Source organism: Inediibacterium massiliense (assembly GCF_001282725.1).
Lineage (GTDB): Bacteria > Bacillota > Clostridia > Peptostreptococcales > Thermotaleaceae > Anaerophilus > Anaerophilus massiliensis.
In genome coordinates this window covers 1,362,139-1,380,245 of record NZ_LN876587.1, presented here as the reverse complement: position 1 = coordinate 1,380,245, position 18,107 = coordinate 1,362,139, and the positions used below count along the sequence as shown (strand labels likewise).

Here is an 18,107-nt window from a genome sequence, read left to right as displayed (position 1 = left end):
TGAATGAAATTAAGGCGATACAGGAGTGTGTGACTTCGTAAATATACTTTAAAAGATGTATATTTAGAATTAAACAATTTTTTTATACAGAATTAAGGAGTGAGTTATTGTGGAATCAAAGATAATAAAGTATTTGATGATAGCGATTTTTACAGTGTTAAGCTTTAGAAGCATCTTGAGCTTAATTGTGTATGATAAAGATAAGAATTCTCGCGATAAGGTGAACAAGAGAAAGTTTAGTAAAGAAATTATATTTAGGAAAAAGATGCTAGATTCTATTAATTCGATTTATTACTTATGTTTTATAGATCCATTAATGTATTTAAGGAAACTAATTAAAGGATTTAAAAAGGTATTTTGTGATTTGATAAATATATTTGTGAGGAGTATATTGATTTTTGGTAAATGTAAAAGTTTGAAGGAATTAATATATTTAATAGTAACGTATCTTATAGGAATAGGCTTAGGGTATTTCATATTAAGTAAAAACTACCCTACAAACACATTACTGGATAAGTTGCTAGTTATTTGTTCAGCATTTTCGATATGGTTGCTGTTTACTATAATAGTTATAGGGGGGTTAAAGTTTTCATTACAGCAAAGAGAATTTGGATGTAGTATTGTGATGGGGGTAGTGTTGATTTTTACAATAGTTAGTATGGTATCTATTTCATTAATACCATTTGAAAATGTAAAAAATTATGGGATTAAGAATGATAAAGAACTATATATACTATTTGCTATCAGCATATATGTCATTATGTTTTTATTTGTATCATTGAAAACTATTCTAGATATGGGTTCGTTGAAAGGCACTATTACTATAGGAATACCATTATATATTCTAGTTTTATTTTTTTTAACAGTATCAATAGGTTTCTTTATTACAGCATATTATCCTGAATATTTTAATAGAGATGAAAAGATTGTAATAAGTAATGATGAAATTTGTACATATATGGCGAGCTATTCGTATAGAGGGGCAAAATATTTATTAGAGTATCCTAGTGCAGATCAGTTTAAATTACCTAATCAAATTGACTCACAATCTGCTGCTATACCTATTGGAATATATTTGATTTATTTCATTGGATTGTTTACTAATATTATTGTCGTTGCTTTTTTTGTATCCTATGCTGTTTCAATATATATATTAAAAAACACACAGAAGGATCAGCATAGTGAATTTTTAAAAAACCAAGATAGCTTAATTAATGAATATTTAAATTTTATAAAATCTAAATTACTAGAAATAAAGCCATTAGTATCTGAGGAAATTAAGAAGTTAAGAGGTCTAGGTAAAAGCAAGCAATGTATAGACCATGTAATGTCAAATGAAAAATAAGGAGACATGAAATTTATAGATGTCTCTTTTTTCATGCAAAAATTTCTTTACTCGACACAATTTTACAAACTTTGGAAAGGGAATTGTGTAGAATGTATATGGGTTTATATTTATAGGCATGTAATTTGGTGACTAATGTTTAAAAAGTAAAGAAGTTGAGTAATGATGGAAAAATGATAAGCTATAATCAGAAAATTACATTTAAAATAAAATTAGAGAGAATAGTAATATCTATACTTTTAAGGGGGAACTATATTGTGTTAAATTTTATACCTATAACGCTTCCTACTAATCTATCTTTAAAAGATTTATATTATGATCCCTCAATAACTCCGCAAGATAGAATTAAGATAATGGATCCTAGTAAATATGAGGAGATGACAGAAGTATGGTTATTTGATTGTAAAAAAGATATATATGAAAAAATATTAAAAAATGCTGGAGCCAATGATGGTGGCCGTGACATAGTGTGTTTCTATAATAATGAAACTTTAATGGATATTTATCAATGTAAACATTATGAATTACAGATAAGTTATTCTATTATTGCTAAAGAATTATTAAAAGTTTGTTATCATGTTTTTAAAGGTCATTATATATCACCTCAAAAATATTATATTGTAAGCCCAAAAGGATGTTCGAATATACTTAGAACCTCATTTCTTGAAGGAAATAATTATACAAAATTTAATAATGAATTGGTTAAAACAATGAATTCAAATAATTATAAGTTTAACAATGAATATATAAAAAAATTAAAAGGGTTTGAAAAATATATTAGCAATTTTGATTTTTCGATAGTTGAAGAAATAACTCCTCAGGAACTCATACATGAATTTTCTGTTTCAAAATACGCTCATTATTATCTGGGAGCATCATTTGTAAAATTTAATAGAGAAGATACTATAGTACCTAGTGTTATAGAAAATAGAGAAAATGTTTATATACAGGAATTATGTAAAGTTTACTCTGAACTAGATAATGTACAGTATGAGAGACCAAATGAAATTAATAATAAATATCTTGAACATTTTCAAATACAAAGAACTTATTTTTATAGTATTGAATCATACAGAAATATGATTCGGGATAATCTCCCTTCTTTCAAACCTATTTACGATATTGAAGAACTTATAAATAAGGGCATAAGTGATATAGTTACTGATCCGTTTAGGAATGGCTATAAAAAATTAAACGATTCTTTAGAAAGAAGTACAACAATGAATTTAGATGCGTATCCTTTAAGAACAATACTAACACCGCATGATAAAAAGGGAATGTGTCATAGATTAGTTAATGAAGGGAAAATAAAATGGATAAAATAATAAATTCAAAAATACAATTTCTTAATTCACCATTTGAATTATCATTAAGAATACTTTTTATAATGGTCAAAAATGAGGATAAAACTTTTGATGTTGCTAAACTTGCATATTATGATTATGTATCAACACGATTGCATGATTTCGATAAATGATATAAAAGTCTTCATAAAGAAAATCCATACAAAGGTGGAGAGATTTTAGCTAAAAAAGAAATAATAAAGAAGGCCATAAACATACTAATTAAAAAGGATTTGATAGAGGTTGCTTATACTGAAACGGGAATTGAATATAAAGCTAATCCGTATAGCAAGAATATTGTTAATTTATTTAATACTACTTATTCACAAAAACTAATTAAGAATATTGAATATGCTAATTGTTACTTGGGGAAAAAAAGTATACAAGAATTGGATTTGAGTTTTAAAAGTAGCATAAAATTAACTGCAAATGAATATCCAAATGAAGCACTATTAAGAGGTGGTTTAGATGAAATCAAGATTACAGATTAGAGAAATAGATTATGATGGTAAAACAAAGCACTCATCAATTACGCTTAAAGATGGTTTAAATGTAATTCATGGAGAATCAAATACTGGAAAATCATTAATTTTACTTTCCATCCAACATGTTTTTGGAAAAGATCATACAAGAAAATTAAATGGAATACCAGAGTTAATAGGTTATAGTACTATATCAATAACTATAGAAACCAAAAGCGGGGAGTATAGGATTACAAGAGATATAAGAGATAACTCTAAAGATATAATAGTTTGTTTTATTGATACTAATTCAGTAGAATACTGTAGGCCTAAAAATGCAACTAAGAAAAAAAGGACTATTTCTGAATTTTTACTATCAATACTGGATGGAACTGGTTTTCAATTAAGAAAAAATGCAAATGGTGATAAAATAAATTTGACTTATAATAAATTAATGTTAGTTTCAATTTTAGATGAAGCCAAGATAATTAGTGCAGAGTGGTCTCCATTTTTAAGTGGTGTTTTAACTACAGCAACTGAAGAAAGATCAGCCTTTAAGCTTTATCTTCAGAATGAAGATGATAGTAAATGTAATCCGGTCGAAAAAAAGGAAGTAATAAAGACGAGATTAAGTGGAAGTATAAACAGCTTGTTAGTATTAAAACAAGAATTGTTGAACGAAATTGATGAGCTCTCTGATGATATTAGTAGTGATCTAGATTATGACCCAAAACAGGAATTGAATGATTTGCAGGAGAGGATTTCAGTTTTAAATACAGAAATCCTTCGATTACGTGAGGAACAGTCATTAATTATAACTGAACAACGTAAGCTGAAAACAGAAAAGCTATTTTCACAAGAGATTATAAATAGATTTAACTTATATATAGAAAATCTATTTATTGACAGGGAACGCTTACAATTTATACAAGAAGGTAATTTCTATTTGGATCAGCTTGTTGATATAAAATGTCCTACATGTGGTTCTGAATTTGCTGAAAAATGCGACAGCACATCTTTTTTTGATGGCTATAAAAAAGAAGCTTATGAAGCTGAATTAACAAAAATTCATTTACAGATAAAAGATATTAAGCAATCAATTGGATATCATCAAAAAAAAATTGGACTACTTAGTGATTCTATTACTACTATGCAAAATAAATATAATGAAATACAGAACAACATTGAAATAATAATAGATAATGAATTAGATCCCGTTCACATAGAAATAGAAGCAATGGAAGAGAAACTATTGTTAAAGAATACTATTACTCAAAAGCAATTGTTACTAAAAAAAATAGCTACTCAAATGGCTGAATTGGATAGGCAATTAGTAGCTCCAGTTGAAAAATGCAATTATGATAGTTCTATAAAATTAAATTGTATAGATGAGTATATTAAATATTTGGATTCAAATTTGACAGCTTGGCTATATCCAGCTTATAATATTTGTGAATTCAATGAGAACACATTAGATATATCTCTTGACAATAAACTAAGAATATCTAATGGTAAGGGACATCGAGCAATACTAGCTGCAGCAATGGTAGTTTCACTTCTTGAATATTGTACCTTCAAAGATTTCTTACATAATGGATTTGTAGTTTTAGATTCTCCTTTGCTATCATTGAAAGAACGTTCTAAAGTTAAGAGTAACGAAATCATAGCAGATGTTATTGCAGATAATTTCTTTAAGGAATTAGCTTTAAAATCTGGAATACAAATTATAGTATTAGAGAATAAAGAGCCTCCTAAAATTGATAAGGGAAGTATCCATGTAATCGAATTTACAAATGGGCATAAAGAAGGAAGAGATGGACTGTTAGAGTAGAAGAAAATTCTAAGCTAATTACTATATAGGTTATTAGAGATTCAAGAAAAATTAGTTATTGTAAATAATACTGTTTTAATTATTTTATCCTATGCCAAATAGAGAAAAACCCCCTGAGATCAGAATACATCTAATCTCAGGGGTTTTTAAGTAATAGTGAGTATTTGAATTTTACTGAATAAAATATGGATAGATAGACAAAATTCACTTTTGTTTATACTTAAAAATTGATACGATTTTCAACTAGTAATTAATAATTATCCTACAAATAGGTCATTTAAAAATGGATAAGTATCTGTAAAGTTTTGAATGTGAAACATTGTTTTCATAGTTATGCTACTTGCATTTAGTAACTGCTTATTAAGTTCTGGCTTAAAATAACTAATTAGTATAGCTTCTGTGTCTGATAATATTTTCTTAGCTAAATCTAAGGGTGCTATATATTCCAAAGGTAAGTAGTTTTTTTCTTTATCTAAAAATACTAGTGTCCCAAAATATACTCTTTTTTTATATGAATCATAAATAGGGTTATGTAATTTTAATGCAGCTAAATGACCATTTGAAAATCTGCTATTTTTAGCATCAGTTTTACCAATATATACAATTCGTTCTTCTGCCTCATTGTAAATAGTTATAATGTAAATGTTGTAACTACATAAAGGAGGTTCTCCCAGCTTATGCAATATCAAGTGCTTTTCCTCATTATCTAATCTAATATCACTCACTTCTTCTAAATCAATATTTACAATTTCTAGTGCTTCTTCAATATATTTTCTTGTTTTATTCCAAGATGTTTCTAAATTTCCACTATCAAATTCATTCGCTTTATATAAATCTACATATTCATCGATTCCAATAAATGCACCTAATTCAAAATCCGGTTCATTATTTGAAATAAAATTTTGGGGTGTTATGCTCTCATTGCCTTTAATCCAAGGTTTTAACATTCTATTTTTCATATTTCTCTCCTAGTAAATTAAATTTGAATTTAAACTTTTTTAAAATCATTCAAAAAAGTCCTTTATTAAATGTATTTAATTCTATCTCAATACATATATTGGACATTTACATACTTTAAAATTAGGTTTCTTCTTTTAATTATTAGCTTAATTAGTATAGATACACCATGTCTAATTTATTTTTTCAATATAGCAATGAATCATAAACAAATCTATGAGCTTTAGTTCCAATTTCTAAATATTTATCAACATCGTATATAGGATTATCAACATTATAACCTCTGAATTCATCAAAAAAATGGTCTAATTCTATAGGAAATGGTTCTATCCAACAATGATATTTTCTTATTTCGTAGAATTCATTTTCATTTAGTGGATCTAAATAGAGTTTTCCATCATTGGGATTAACTGTACCATTTACTTTATAAAACATTTTAGAAAATGAATTACGCAAATTTCCGTTTATATCTAGTGATCCATTAACATTTTTAGATAAAAGACAAGAATGAAAACTTGAAATTTGATAGCATAGTATTAAATATTTTTCAAGGGTTTCAATTGGATTATGTTCTTTTAAAATAGGTTGAAACATTTCGTTTAGTGGCATACAATATGAATAAGATTCTCTCATAAATTTTAAATTCAAAAAATACTGTTTTATATCATAAGGAAAAATAGGATTATTTTTATTATTGAAGTTACTAATAAAACAATTTAATACTTTGGAATGATTTATATTTATTAAATTAGAAATATTTTGAGTAATATCATAGTAAAGAGTTGATAACATGGCATGAAATAATGAATAATAACATAGAAAATAAAATGAACCTAACATACCATTTTCTAATGCTTTTTTACTTTCAATATAAAATGTTGCTGAATGGTAGATTTCTTTCATTGCTTTACTATTTCGAATACTCCATTCCATGTGTATATTTGAATTTTTACTTCTAAATAAATTTGAATATTTTTCCATCCACTTGTCGTAATATTTTTTTCTATCTATATCAATCGATATTGATTTATTTAATTCATTAAATTTAAATCGTATACTATATTTATTATTATAAAAGTTCATAAGTTCTTCAAATTTCATTTTATCCTCCTATCATCAAGTATAGCTTTGAAATTAGTTTCATTCACAAATTAAATATTCATTTTTTCCATCTTTCCATTATAAACATTATTGGAATATAACTTATCAATATAATAACAATAAAAGAAAATATTTCCTTATAATCTTCTAAAAAATACTCAAATCAAATTTGAGTTCTTTTTATTTCTATCCTAATTTTAAATTATCTGCTTCAATTTCAAACTTTTCATTCTGCATATCCAGTCCAATGATATAAGTCATACGAGGTAAATCCTTAATAATATGCTTGATCTCATGAAGAAAAACCCTGCATTGGGTTTCATAATTAATATTTCCGTTTAAGATAATATGATAATTGCTTTTCTTACTTACATAAACAAAACCTTGAATGCTTGTACTAAGATTAAACGCAATGCTAGTTCTGATATTAAAAGCATTCATAACATCATGAAAAGGTATCTCTTTTGATTTTAAACCTTTCAAAATTGCAGATTCTAGAATATTCATCATTATGATTGCCCCCTTTGTGCCAAGTGCTATCATATCCTATTATCTACTCATTTTCTTCCTCATCTTCAATAGCCTTGATAATTCTCATTACTTGTTTAACGTCTTTATCAGAGAGGTTTTTAACTTGTTTAAAAAGAAGTTGTAGACTTTCTCTTTCTTTCATTTCTTTCCAAAAGTCTTGTAGTTCAGGAGCATCTTTAATAGCTTCATCAATTTGATCGGATGATGAGCTGATATCTGTACGACCATAAATCCAATCAATAGTTACATTAAATAGATTAGCATACATAGCAAGAATATCTGTATCAGGAATGCGTTTGTTTGATTCATATTGAGATATGGCTGCACTTGTTATATTAAAGTTTTTATTTGTAAATTTTTTAGCGAGTTCAGTTTGAGTTAATTTACTTCTTTCTCTTAAAAATTTCAATTTTTCTCCTAATGTCTTTAGTGATAATTCACTATTGATTCTGTTTATTCTTCCAGTTCTTTGGATTAATTCTTCTAGAGGAACATAACCAGCATGTAATAAAAATTCATCAGAATTTTCTCCAAGTGCTTTTGCAATATTTTTTACAACATCGCGAGATGGAATATATTCACCTTTTTCTATTCTACTAATATATGATGGATCAACATTTGTTCTTCTTGCTAATTCACGCATCGATACTTTAGGTTCTTTATTTTCTCTTATTTCTTTTAAAAAACTACCAAAATTAATCAACTTCACCACTCCATCTTATCAATTATATATTATTATAGTCTAATTTAAATGTTGCGTAAAGTGCAACATCTAAAATTATAAGTGAGTAATTATCAATAAAGGATATTTTTACAAAAAAACTATTGCATAATACTCAACAAGATGATACATTATATTTAATGAGTAATACTCAACAAAAAAACACTTGAAAGGATGGTGAAAGTATGATTTATAATAAAATCAAATTTTATAGAGAGCAGGCAGAATTATCTCAACAAGCATTAGGGAATCGTATAGGTAAAGATAAATCAACAATAAGTAGATATGAAAAAAATGAAATTCAGCCACCTGACTCAATTAAAGTACGAATAGCAAAAGAACTAAAAGCAGATGTCATGGATATTTTTTTTCAAAAGAATGTTGAGTTTAACTCAATAAAAAATAAAACAATAGCATAATTATATTTTACCCATCTAAATAAAAAGCATGAAAGGAGAGATAGTATGTCAAGAAGATTACCAATACCAGAAATTGTAGAGGTGAGAGTTGAGCCTAGTGAAGATGTGAAGGAGAGAGAAAAAGAATTTATTAGGCTTTTAGCCACAGCAATAAGGAGAAGCCATATGAAGAACAAGAAAGATGGAAAGAAGGATGACCACTAGGCTAAGGTCAACAAGAAAAGGAAGTGTATGAGTAAGAAGGGTTGTCCTAAATTAAAAGGATTTTGGAATACAAGTTCATTTTATATGGAAAGGGGGTGAATGTGAATGCAGAAAGAATGCAGGTTTTACACAAGAACATGCAGCCGAACTGATTAATGTAAGTATCAGATCAGTAGATGATTATGAAGCAGGAAAAACCATACCAAAAGATGATGTTTGAATATAGATATCCAAAATTGACTTTGAAGGTGATTAAATAAATATAAGAAAAGAATAGAAGTAAAAGAGGAGAGGATTATTTAGTCTAAGTAATGAAAAAAGTGCTTATCTAGAAGCACTCTTGTATAAACATGTTATGCTTGATCATATTTGGAATATCTTATAAATACATAAATAATCATGGCTAAGATACTTAAAAAAAGAAATTCTTGAACTATTGCAAATGAATAAAGCATAACTTCTCTTCTTAGTTTTAGATACATTGAAACTAAAGTTAAAGGTTTTAGGTGAAATAACATATTGGTTCCGAATAAAATTTTTGCAATACCTAATGTAATAAATGTATATTGTATCGGTTTGATAAGGCCAAATAAAGTATGATTTATATTCTTAAGACCGTAGCCATAATAAACAAAGCAAATTCCAGATAATATTTGAGGTAGTGGAACTAAAGAGAATAATTTTGTAGAGAAGAAAATGAAAACAGCTATAGGTTTAATGACAATAGTAATAAGCAGTGGTCTTGAATTTTTTTTAAAACTATCAAATCCTAATACATTAGTCAAAAAGTTAGAGAATGCACCTAGTGAAAAAAATGAAATTAGAGTTTGAATTATTAAATTTAATAAAGTGCTCGATTTTGTGAAAAATATCCAAATAACTCCTATAATTATAGCAATCCCACAAGTTAATAAATCATTATTTTTTTGCATAAGAACCTCCGTATGAAAATATTAATCAATAATTTATTGTAACAAAAAATGAAAAATCTGTAATATCTATTGAACTGAATATTAGCGATTCTCAAAAAAAGAACAAAAGAACATTATGGTGAGAGCTAGTTCTATAATTATAATAAAAAAATGCTTTGCTTTCATCATGATGTTTAAATCTTATCTAAGTACCAAATTCTGATATTGAGAAAAATAAAATAATAAATAGAATTTTAAATACTAAGCATAAAAATATTAGTATTATAGTAATTGTAAAAGCTTAAATAAAAGAGTTAATAATATTTGCAAATATCCACCTATGTCTCCGTTAAGTTCCATCATATCCCTCCTAAATTAATATAATTTCACTATATTATAACATAATTTGTATAAATTGGATAATAATTAGACATAAGGCTAGGGAAGATAGCAATCCTAGGAATAAAAAATATACTCACACCACATAAATACTAACTCCTAGATATACCTGGTGTCTAGGAACAAAGGGGGAATTCAATGACTTGTATAGATAATTACAAAGATTTATGTATTGAAATAGAAACACAACAATTTATTGTAGATGATATAGAAAATTTTATAAGGACAGGGGTATCTCGCAAATACTGCATGTACAGGTGAAAGGCACTCAGGAATGGGTGCCTTTCATGTGATGGACGAAAATAAAGATTTTATACGGATTAAATTTATAAATGTAAAATCACCTAATGGGACAATCTGCATAATATATACCAAGATACAGGACAAGGGATAACTTATATCAATTAGAATCTAATAAGGAGGTAAACAATAATGTCATGGAATAAATATAATCCAATACAAAATTTACAAAAAAATCAAGTACAAATAAGAGGTTGCACAGGAAATTGTGTAGAGGTATCTGGAGGAACTTCAGAAGAATGTGTGAATACACCTGTTGATATTAGTTCTCTAACAACAGGTTCTATTGCTAAAATACCTGTAGTACTTGCTGAATTAACTGTAAAGGTAAATGTGGATTCTTTTATTACCCTACCAGAGCCTGCATGGGAAATTAAAAATATTAAAAAGCGTGTAAAAGTAACTCAATGTTTACTTTTACAAAATACTAATATGCTTTTTATAAAAGGATTTGTAAGAAAAAACATTGAATATACTACAAGAAAATGTTCCAATGAAGAAGGATTTTGTGGAGATATCAAACATTGTACAGTAGATGTACCATTTAGTTGCACAACTCCAATTTCATTTAATGGAATTGAACCACTTCCACCAAAATGTAATAGAGCAGCAGAGTTTGAGTATTTTAGAGAAGAAGCTTTAAATAATGACGGATTTGGATCTAAAGATAAATTGTTATCAGGAGATCTTCGTGAATTTAATCAAATAAGTGAAGAACATTTTAATGAACTTCCTTTCTGTGAATTGATTAAGGCAAGAATTGTAGAGTTTGACGAAATTCTTAACTATACAGATTGTAGCAGAGGAAAAATGCCTTTTGAAGAAAGAGCATTTAGACAAATTGAAGAAAAGATGGTTTTATTTATTACCCTGAAGATACTTCAAAAAAGACAAGTTGCGATTGGTGCAGTAGAACCTATATCTGATTGTCCATGCCATTGTCCTTGCGACTGTTAAATAAAATTCTTATCTCTAAGCACTTATATGAGGTGCTTAGAGATTTTTTATTATAAAATTACCTTTTGATAGAGTTTTTAAAAGGATTTTTTAGATATAGAAAAAAATACAACGTGAAGATAATTAAATATTCAGAAAAAATGAATAGATAAAGGGTTTTTTACAAAAAATGTATAACACTATATGGTTTTAAATACATCAAAGGGGAGAATATATTAAGGAAGTAATTTTTTATGAATCCAAAAGAGTTAGGAAGATTAGGGGAGAATATTGCAGCAAAGCACCTAAAAAAATCAAAATATAAGATTATCACTATGAATTACAGATGTCATTTTGGAGAAATAGATATTATTGCTTATAAAAATGATACATATGTATTTGTGGAAGTAAAAACTAGGAAAAATTTATCCTATGGAAGACCTATAGAAGCCATCAATCAAAAGAAGAAAATACATCTATTGCATACAGGAGAGTATTACCTACAAACAAAGCATATTAAAGATTGTGATTTTCGTTTTGATGGAATAGAAATTATTATGAATGATTCTAAAAATCCTTTGATTCATCATATTGTGAATATAATCTGATGAATATGTAATACTTAACAGTATATTTAATGAATCGAGGAGGCTTAAAATTGTTATCAAGAGTTTACAGCTGTGTTTTAAATGGTTTGGATGGAGATATTACAGAAGTAGAGGTAGATATTTCTAATGGTCTTCCTGCTTTGAATATTGTAGGACTTCCAGATGTAGCTGTAAAGGAATCAAAAGAGAGAATTAGAGCAGCTATTAAAAATTCAGGCTTTGATTTTCCTCTAAAAAGGATCACCATAAACTTAGCTCCAGCCAATACAAAAAAAGAAGGAACACATTTTGATTTATCTATGGCTTTAGGAATTTTACAAGCATCTGAACAATTAGAGAATGCAGATATAGACAAATTTGCTTTTATTGGAGAATTATCTTTAAATGGAAAATTAAATAAAATAACAGGAGCTCTTCCTCTTGTGATTGGGATTAGAAATCAAGGTATTAAAAAAATCATTTTACCTATAGAAAATGCTGAAGAAGGAGCTATGATTGAAGATGTAGAGATTTATCCTTGTGATCATTTATCAAATGTAATTGAATATCTCAAGGGAGAAATGCCTATTGATCCTTATAAAGCCAATGTTCACATAACAAATGAATATAATCCAAAAGAAGATTTTGGTAATGTACGAGGCCAAGAACTAGTAAAAAGAGCTTTTGAGATTGCAGCAGCAGGAGGACACAATATTATGATGATAGGGCCTCCTGGATCAGGAAAGACTATGTTAGCAAGATGTTTTCCTAGTATTCTTCCTGAAATGACCTATGAAGAGTGTTTAGAGGTCACTAAAATTTATAGTGTGGCAGGGGAGCTTTCTAATCATTTATCTTTAATTCAGAAAAGACCTTTTAGATCACCTCATCATACCATTTCAAGTACAGCTTTAATAGGTGGAGGAAGAAAACCCAAACCTGGAGAAGTTTCACTATCTCATTATGGTGTTTTATTTTTAGACGAACTTCCTGAATTTGAAAGAAGAGTTTTGGAAATGTTACGCCAACCCATTGAAGATGAAGAGGTTACTATTGCAAGACTATATGGCAATTTTACATATCCATCTAAGTTTATTTTATTAGCTAGTATGAATCCATGCCCTTGTGGTTATTATGGAGATTCATCTCATGAATGTACTTGTACACCTACACAAATAAGAAGATATTTATCAAAAATTTCAGGACCGCTATTAGATCGAATAGATATGCACATAGAAGTTTCTCCTATTTCTTATGAAGAGCTATCAAAAGAAAGAGAAGGGAAAAATTCTACTCAAATGAGAACAAGTGTAGAACAAGCAAGACAAAACCAATTAGAAAGATATAAAAAAGATCATATTTTGTTTAATTCTCAATTAAATGGGAATCAAATGAAAAAGTATTGCAAACTAGGAGAGCAGGAGAAAAAATTAATGGAAAATGCATTCCATAAGTTAGGATTAAGTGCTAGAGCTTATACTCGTATTATTAAATTAAGTCGTACGATCGCAGATTTGGAGGGAAGTCAAAATATAAAAACAAACCATATTGCAGAGGCTATTCAATATAGAGGCTTAGATCGAAAGTTTTGGGGTGGGTAATATATGAATGAAAATGATTATTTAGTATGGTTACGCAGTATAAGTGGCGTAGGAAATCAAACTATAGAGTACTTAATCAAAAAATTTGGAAATGCTAAAAATATTTATAATGCTTCTATAGAGGATATAAAAAAGCTAAGTGGAATAAATAAAAGTGTGATTCATAACATAATAGAAAATAAAGATTTATGTATGATCTCTCGGTGGAGAGAAAAAATGGAAAAATATAAAATAGATATTATTACTAAAAAGGATAAAGAATATCCAAAAGATTTAAAATATATTTATAATGCTCCTTATTTACTTTTTAAAAGAGGAAATTTTTCCGATGAAGATACAAATGCGGTAGCCATAGTAGGATCTAGAAAAGCCTCACCTTATGGAAAATATGTAGCCTATCATCTTGCAAAAGAACTTGCTCAAAGGAAAATTACCGTAGTAAGTGGAATGGCTTATGGAATAGATACAATGGCTCACAAAGGGGCAATAGAGAATGGAGGTAGAACCATCTCTATATTAGGATGTGGTCTAAATATATGTTATCCTAAGACAAATCAAAAATTGATGCTAGAAATTGAAAAAAGTGGAGTACTATTATCTGAGTATGGAGTAGATGTAGAGCCATTACCACAACATTTTCCTGCTAGAAATAGAATTATTAGTGGGATTGCTAAGGGGCTTATTGTAGTAGAAGCAGGAATCAAAAGTGGGTCTTTAATTAGTGCAGAGCTTGCATTAGAACAAGGAAAAGAAGTATTTGCAGTGCCAGGAAATATTAATCATCCTTTAAGTGAAGGAACCAATAGACTTATTCAGCAAGGAGCAAAATTAGTAACAAATATAGAAGATGTATTAGAAGAACTAAATATTGGAAATGATCCTAATCCAATAAAAAATTTAATACATCTTAGTGATATTGAAAAAGAAATTTATTATGCTATTTACAAAAGTCAACCTATGCATTTAGAATTAATTTGTCAACAATTAAATTTAAGAATAGATGAAATCAATGGGATTCTTACAGTGCTAGAATTAAAAGATATGATCAAGCAGTTGCCAGGAAATTTATTTATGATAAAATGACTATTCGGATAATGTTTTGAAATTTGAAAAGGTTTTTGATATAATTACTATTGCTTTAACAAGTGGGGGTGAAGTTGTGGCAAAATCTTTAGTGATTGTAGAGTCTCCAGCAAAAGCCAAAACGATTGGGAAGTTTTTGGGAAAAAACTATAAAGTGGCTGCTTCGGTTGGCCATGTGAGAGATCTACCTAAAAGTAAAATGGGTATAGATATTGAAAATAGTTATGAGCCTCACTATATAACCATTAGGGGAAAAGGTCCTGTAATTAAGGATTTAAAAAAAGAGGTTAAAAAAGCCAAAAAAGTTTTATTGGCAACAGACCCTGATAGAGAGGGAGAAGCTATTTCATGGCATTTAGCTCATATACTAGATATTGATGAAGATGAAAAATGTAGAATTGAATTTAATGAAATTACCAAAAATGCCATTAAAAATGCGGTAAAAAATCCTAGAAAAATCAATAAAACCTTAGTAGATGCGCAACAAGCAAGACGTATTTTAGATCGATTGGTAGGATATAGCATCAGTCCACTTTTATGGAGAAAAATTAGAAAAGGTTTGAGTGCAGGAAGAGTACAATCTGTTGCGACAAAGATCATATGTGACAGAGAGAAAGAAATAGAAGATTTTGTACCTAAGGAATATTGGAGTATTATAGGTAATTTTATAAATGATGATAGTCGTGAAAGCTTTGAGGCAAAGTTTTATGGAACGACTGATGGAAAAATGGAACTAGGGAATGAAGAACAAGTACAAAAAGTAATCAAAGACCTTGAAGCAGGAACTTTTTTTGTATCTGAAGTAAAAAGAAAAGAAAAAAGAAGGAATCCATATCCTCCGTTTACTACTAGTAGCTTGCAACAAGAAGCAGCAAATAGATTAGGCTATACTACCAAAAAAACTATGATAGTAGCTCAGCAGCTCTATGAAGGAGTAGATGTAGAGGGAGAAGGTAGTGTAGGTTTAATTACTTATATTAGAACAGATTCTACAAGAATTTCTAATGAAGCACAGGAAGGATCTAAAAAATACATCCTAGAAAATTATGGGACAAAATATATTCCAGAGGAAGAAAAAAAGTATAAAACAAAAAAAGAAGCGCAAGATGCCCATGAAGCTATAAGACCAACAGATGTAGAAAGGCATCCTGAAAAAATTAAATCTTCTCTTAGCAAAGAACAATATAAATTGTATAAACTTATTTGGGAGAGATTTGTAGCAAGTCAAATGAAATATGCGCTTTATGAAACTTATGCAGTAGATATTTTAAATAATGGATATTTATTAAAAGCAAATGGATCAAAATTGGTATTTGATGGATTTTTAAAAGTATATACCTATGGAGCTATTTCAGATAATGAAATTCCAGAGGTTTCAAAAGACCAAGAACTAAAACTAGAGAAATTGGATCCTAAGCAACATTTTACGCAACCGCCAGCAAGATTTACAGAGGCTTCGTTAGTAAAAGAATTAGAAGATAAAAATATTGGAAGACCTAGTACATATGCTCCTATCATATCTACCATATTGAGTAGAGGATATGTAGAAAGAGAAAATAAAGCCTTAAAACCTACGGAATTAGGAGTGATTGTTACAGATTTATTAAGGTCATATTTCCCAGATATTTTAGATGAATATTTTACTGCAGAGCTAGAAGAACAATTAGATAAAATTGAGGAAGATCAAGTAGAGTGGGTGAAAGTGATTGATGAATTTTATCAACCTTTTGAGAAAACTCTAAAACATGCAGAAGAAGAAATCAAAAAAATAGAATTAATTGAAGAAGAAACAGATGAAATTTGTGAAGTCTGTGGTAAAAATATGGTAATTAAATATGGAAAGTATGGAAAATTCTTAGCTTGTTCTGCTTATCCAGAATGTGAACATACAAGACCTTTTGTAAAAAAAATAGGGGTACAATGTCCTAAATGTGGTGGAGATTTAGTAGAAAGAAGATCAAAAAAAGGAAGATTGTTTTTTGGATGTGGAAGTTTCCCAAATTGCAATTTTATGACATGGGGAAGACCTATTGATGAAAAGTGTCCAGAATGTGAATCTATTTTGATCAAAAAAATTAGAAAAAAAGATACATTGATTCAGTGTTCTAATAAAGAATGTAAATATAAAAGGACAGAGGAAACGAACGAATAAGTTGAAAAAAATGAATAATTTTAAAATTTGATATTGAATAAATTGCAAAAATGTGATACTATTGCTTGTGGTTTGTTCAGAGAATACTTAAAATTAAAAATAATGCTGTATAACCAATCTCGATTATGTAGATTTTAAATAGGATATGGGATTGGTAAGAGTAGAATTTCAAGAAGATTTTAAAAACAGAAATGATTAAAATGATTTTGTAAAAGACCTTTGGTACATAAAAAGTCTTCTTTTGGAAGATCTATAAATAAATTTTTGCAAATATATAACAGAAATTATGAATGGATCAACAGGGTTATTAAGCAAATAATTTTCTATGTATTATAAAAAATTATTTTTGTATAAAAGAGCAAACTAAAAATAAGAGTTTGATGAAGAGCTCATACACTATATTATAAGACAAATATTACAAGGAGGATTCAAATGAGTAATACACTATTAGAAAAAACAAGAAAACTAAACAAAATACTTCAACAGTCAGGAAATATACCTGTTTCCTTTTCCGAATTATGTAAAACTTTAAGTCAAGTACTAGATGCTAATGTTTATGTAATTAGTAAAAAAGGTAAAGTATTAGGAGTGAATTTAATAGATGATTCAGAAAATCCTATTATTACAGATTCAGATACAGGAAGACAAAAATTCCCAGATGAATACAATGAGGAATTTATGAAGATAACAGAAACTAGATACAATGTAACTGGAGATGAATTATTAGAAATCTTTAAATATGATGTAGAAAGCATTGATAAGCTTGCAACAGTTGTGCCTATTAATGGCAGTGGACAAAGGTTAGGTACTTTAATTTTATCAAGACATGATAAAATGTTTATAGATGAAGATTTGATCTTAGCAGAATATAGTGCTACAGTGGTAGGAATGGAAATCCTAAGAGCAAAAAGTGAAGAAATTGAAGAAGAGGCAAGAAAAAAAGCTGTAGTTCAAATGGCAATTGGTACTCTTTCTTATTCAGAACTTGAAGCTGTTGAGCATATTTTTGATGAATTAGAAGGTAGTGAGGGACTTTTAGTAGCTAGTAAAATTGCAGATAGAGTGGGCATTACAAGATCTGTTATTGTAAATGCTCTTAGAAAATTTGAAAGTGCAGGAGTCATTGAATCTAGATCATTAGGAATGAAAGGAACACATATTAAAATTTTAAATGACAAATTGATCGAAGAATTAGAAAAATTAAAAAGATAATCTATACCATAAA

General features: G+C 28.2%; 18 protein-coding genes and 1 pseudogene. 14 read left to right on the top strand and 5 right to left on the bottom strand.

Features of this window, described 5'->3' with window-relative positions:
• The first annotated feature begins 109 nt into the window (after positions 1-109).
• The 4 genes and pseudogenes from BN2409_RS15240 to BN2409_RS15225 all read left to right on the top strand — a co-directional run bounded on the left by BN2409_RS15240 (position 110) and on the right by BN2409_RS15225 (position 4,980).
• Positions 110-1,345 (top strand): hypothetical protein, encoded by a 1,236-nt coding sequence (locus BN2409_RS15240; RefSeq protein WP_053957458.1) that lies wholly within the window; start codon positions 110-112, stop codon positions 1,343-1,345.
• Between the two features lie 155 nt (positions 1,346-1,500).
• Entirely contained in the window at positions 1,501-2,670 is a 1,170-nt protein-coding gene (locus BN2409_RS15235) for an ABC-three component system protein (RefSeq protein ID WP_207642572.1), read from the top strand.
• Positions 2,658-3,179 (top strand): annotated as a pseudogene (locus BN2409_RS17740) (ABC-three component system middle component 2). The gene BN2409_RS15235 and the pseudogene BN2409_RS17740 overlap by 13 nt, the downstream one beginning before the upstream one ends.
• Positions 3,157-4,980 (top strand): ATP-binding protein, encoded by a 1,824-nt coding sequence (locus BN2409_RS15225; protein ID WP_053957455.1) that lies wholly within the window; start codon positions 3,157-3,159, stop codon positions 4,978-4,980. The pseudogene BN2409_RS17740 and the gene BN2409_RS15225 overlap by 23 nt, the downstream one beginning before the upstream one ends.
• A 257-nt stretch (positions 4,981-5,237) precedes the next feature.
• Here the strand turns inward: BN2409_RS15225 and BN2409_RS15220 are convergent, their stop codons facing one another.
• The 4 genes from BN2409_RS15220 to BN2409_RS17005 all read right to left on the bottom strand — a co-directional run bounded on the left by BN2409_RS15220 (position 5,238) and on the right by BN2409_RS17005 (position 8,272).
• Positions 5,238-5,939 carry a hypothetical protein gene (locus BN2409_RS15220; protein ID WP_053957454.1) on the bottom strand — a complete coding sequence of 234 codons (702 nt, stop codon included), beginning with the start codon at positions 5,937-5,939 and terminating at the stop codon, positions 5,238-5,240.
• 184 nt (positions 5,940-6,123) lie between these two features.
• The gene (locus tag BN2409_RS15215; RefSeq protein ID WP_053957453.1) at positions 6,124-7,038 is read right to left on the bottom strand and encodes a hypothetical protein; all 915 of its coding nucleotides are present in this window, start codon (positions 7,036-7,038) and stop codon (positions 6,124-6,126) included.
• Positions 7,039-7,224: 186 nt separating this feature from the next.
• Entirely contained in the window at positions 7,225-7,548 is a 324-nt protein-coding gene (locus BN2409_RS15210; RefSeq protein WP_242847975.1) for a hypothetical protein, read from the bottom strand.
• A 43-nt stretch (positions 7,549-7,591) separates the two neighbouring features.
• Positions 7,592-8,272 (bottom strand): helix-turn-helix domain-containing protein, encoded by a 681-nt coding sequence (locus BN2409_RS17005; RefSeq protein ID WP_199873061.1) that lies wholly within the window; start codon positions 8,270-8,272, stop codon positions 7,592-7,594.
• A 203-nt stretch (positions 8,273-8,475) separates the two neighbouring features.
• Between BN2409_RS17005 and BN2409_RS15200 the strand changes: the two genes are divergently transcribed.
• The 3 genes from BN2409_RS15200 (at position 8,476) to BN2409_RS17860 (ending at position 9,133) form a co-directional block, all read left to right on the top strand.
• A complete protein-coding gene (locus BN2409_RS15200) occupies positions 8,476-8,709 on the top strand; it encodes a helix-turn-helix transcriptional regulator (protein ID WP_053957452.1) in 234 nt (77 codons plus the stop codon).
• Positions 8,710-8,754: 45 nt separating this feature from the next.
• The gene (locus BN2409_RS17370; protein WP_199873060.1) at positions 8,755-8,913 is read left to right on the top strand and encodes a hypothetical protein; all 159 of its coding nucleotides are present in this window, start codon (positions 8,755-8,757) and stop codon (positions 8,911-8,913) included.
• A 67-nt stretch (positions 8,914-8,980) separates the two neighbouring features.
• Positions 8,981-9,133: a helix-turn-helix domain-containing protein gene (locus BN2409_RS17860; protein ID WP_199873097.1), complete on the top strand. Its 153-nt coding sequence runs from the start codon at positions 8,981-8,983 to the stop codon at positions 9,131-9,133.
• A gap of 133 nt (positions 9,134-9,266) precedes the next feature.
• On the opposite strand, the gene BN2409_RS15195 is transcribed toward BN2409_RS17860, so the two are convergent.
• On the bottom strand, positions 9,267-9,845 hold the full coding sequence (locus BN2409_RS15195; RefSeq protein WP_053957451.1) for a hypothetical protein: 579 nt from the start codon (positions 9,843-9,845) through the stop codon (positions 9,267-9,269).
• Positions 9,846-10,361: 516 nt separating this feature from the next.
• Here BN2409_RS15195 and BN2409_RS17690 point away from each other — a divergent pair.
• The 7 genes from BN2409_RS17690 to codY all read left to right on the top strand — a co-directional run bounded on the left by BN2409_RS17690 (position 10,362) and on the right by codY (position 18,094).
• The gene (locus BN2409_RS17690) at positions 10,362-10,484 is read left to right on the top strand and encodes a hypothetical protein (RefSeq protein WP_278320232.1); all 123 of its coding nucleotides are present in this window, start codon (positions 10,362-10,364) and stop codon (positions 10,482-10,484) included.
• Positions 10,485-10,655: 171 nt separating this feature from the next.
• Positions 10,656-11,480 (top strand): CsxC family protein, encoded by an 825-nt coding sequence (locus BN2409_RS15190; protein ID WP_053957450.1) that lies wholly within the window; start codon positions 10,656-10,658, stop codon positions 11,478-11,480.
• A gap of 233 nt (positions 11,481-11,713) precedes the next feature.
• Entirely contained in the window at positions 11,714-12,067 is a 354-nt protein-coding gene (locus BN2409_RS15185) for a YraN family protein (protein ID WP_053957449.1), read from the top strand.
• Between the two features lie 50 nt (positions 12,068-12,117).
• A complete protein-coding gene (locus tag BN2409_RS15180; protein WP_053957448.1) occupies positions 12,118-13,647 on the top strand; it encodes a YifB family Mg chelatase-like AAA ATPase in 1,530 nt (509 codons plus the stop codon).
• A gap of 3 nt (positions 13,648-13,650) precedes the next feature.
• Positions 13,651-14,730 carry a DNA-processing protein DprA gene (gene dprA / locus BN2409_RS15175; protein WP_053957447.1) on the top strand — a complete coding sequence of 360 codons (1,080 nt, stop codon included), beginning with the start codon at positions 13,651-13,653 and terminating at the stop codon, positions 14,728-14,730.
• Positions 14,731-14,806: 76 nt separating this feature from the next.
• The gene (topA, locus tag BN2409_RS15170; protein ID WP_053957446.1) at positions 14,807-16,882 is read left to right on the top strand and encodes a type I DNA topoisomerase; all 2,076 of its coding nucleotides are present in this window, start codon (positions 14,807-14,809) and stop codon (positions 16,880-16,882) included.
• A gap of 432 nt (positions 16,883-17,314) precedes the next feature.
• Positions 17,315-18,094 carry a GTP-sensing pleiotropic transcriptional regulator CodY gene (gene codY, locus BN2409_RS15165; RefSeq protein ID WP_053957445.1) on the top strand — a complete coding sequence of 260 codons (780 nt, stop codon included), beginning with the start codon at positions 17,315-17,317 and terminating at the stop codon, positions 18,092-18,094.
• The last annotated feature ends 13 nt before the right edge of the window (positions 18,095-18,107 follow it).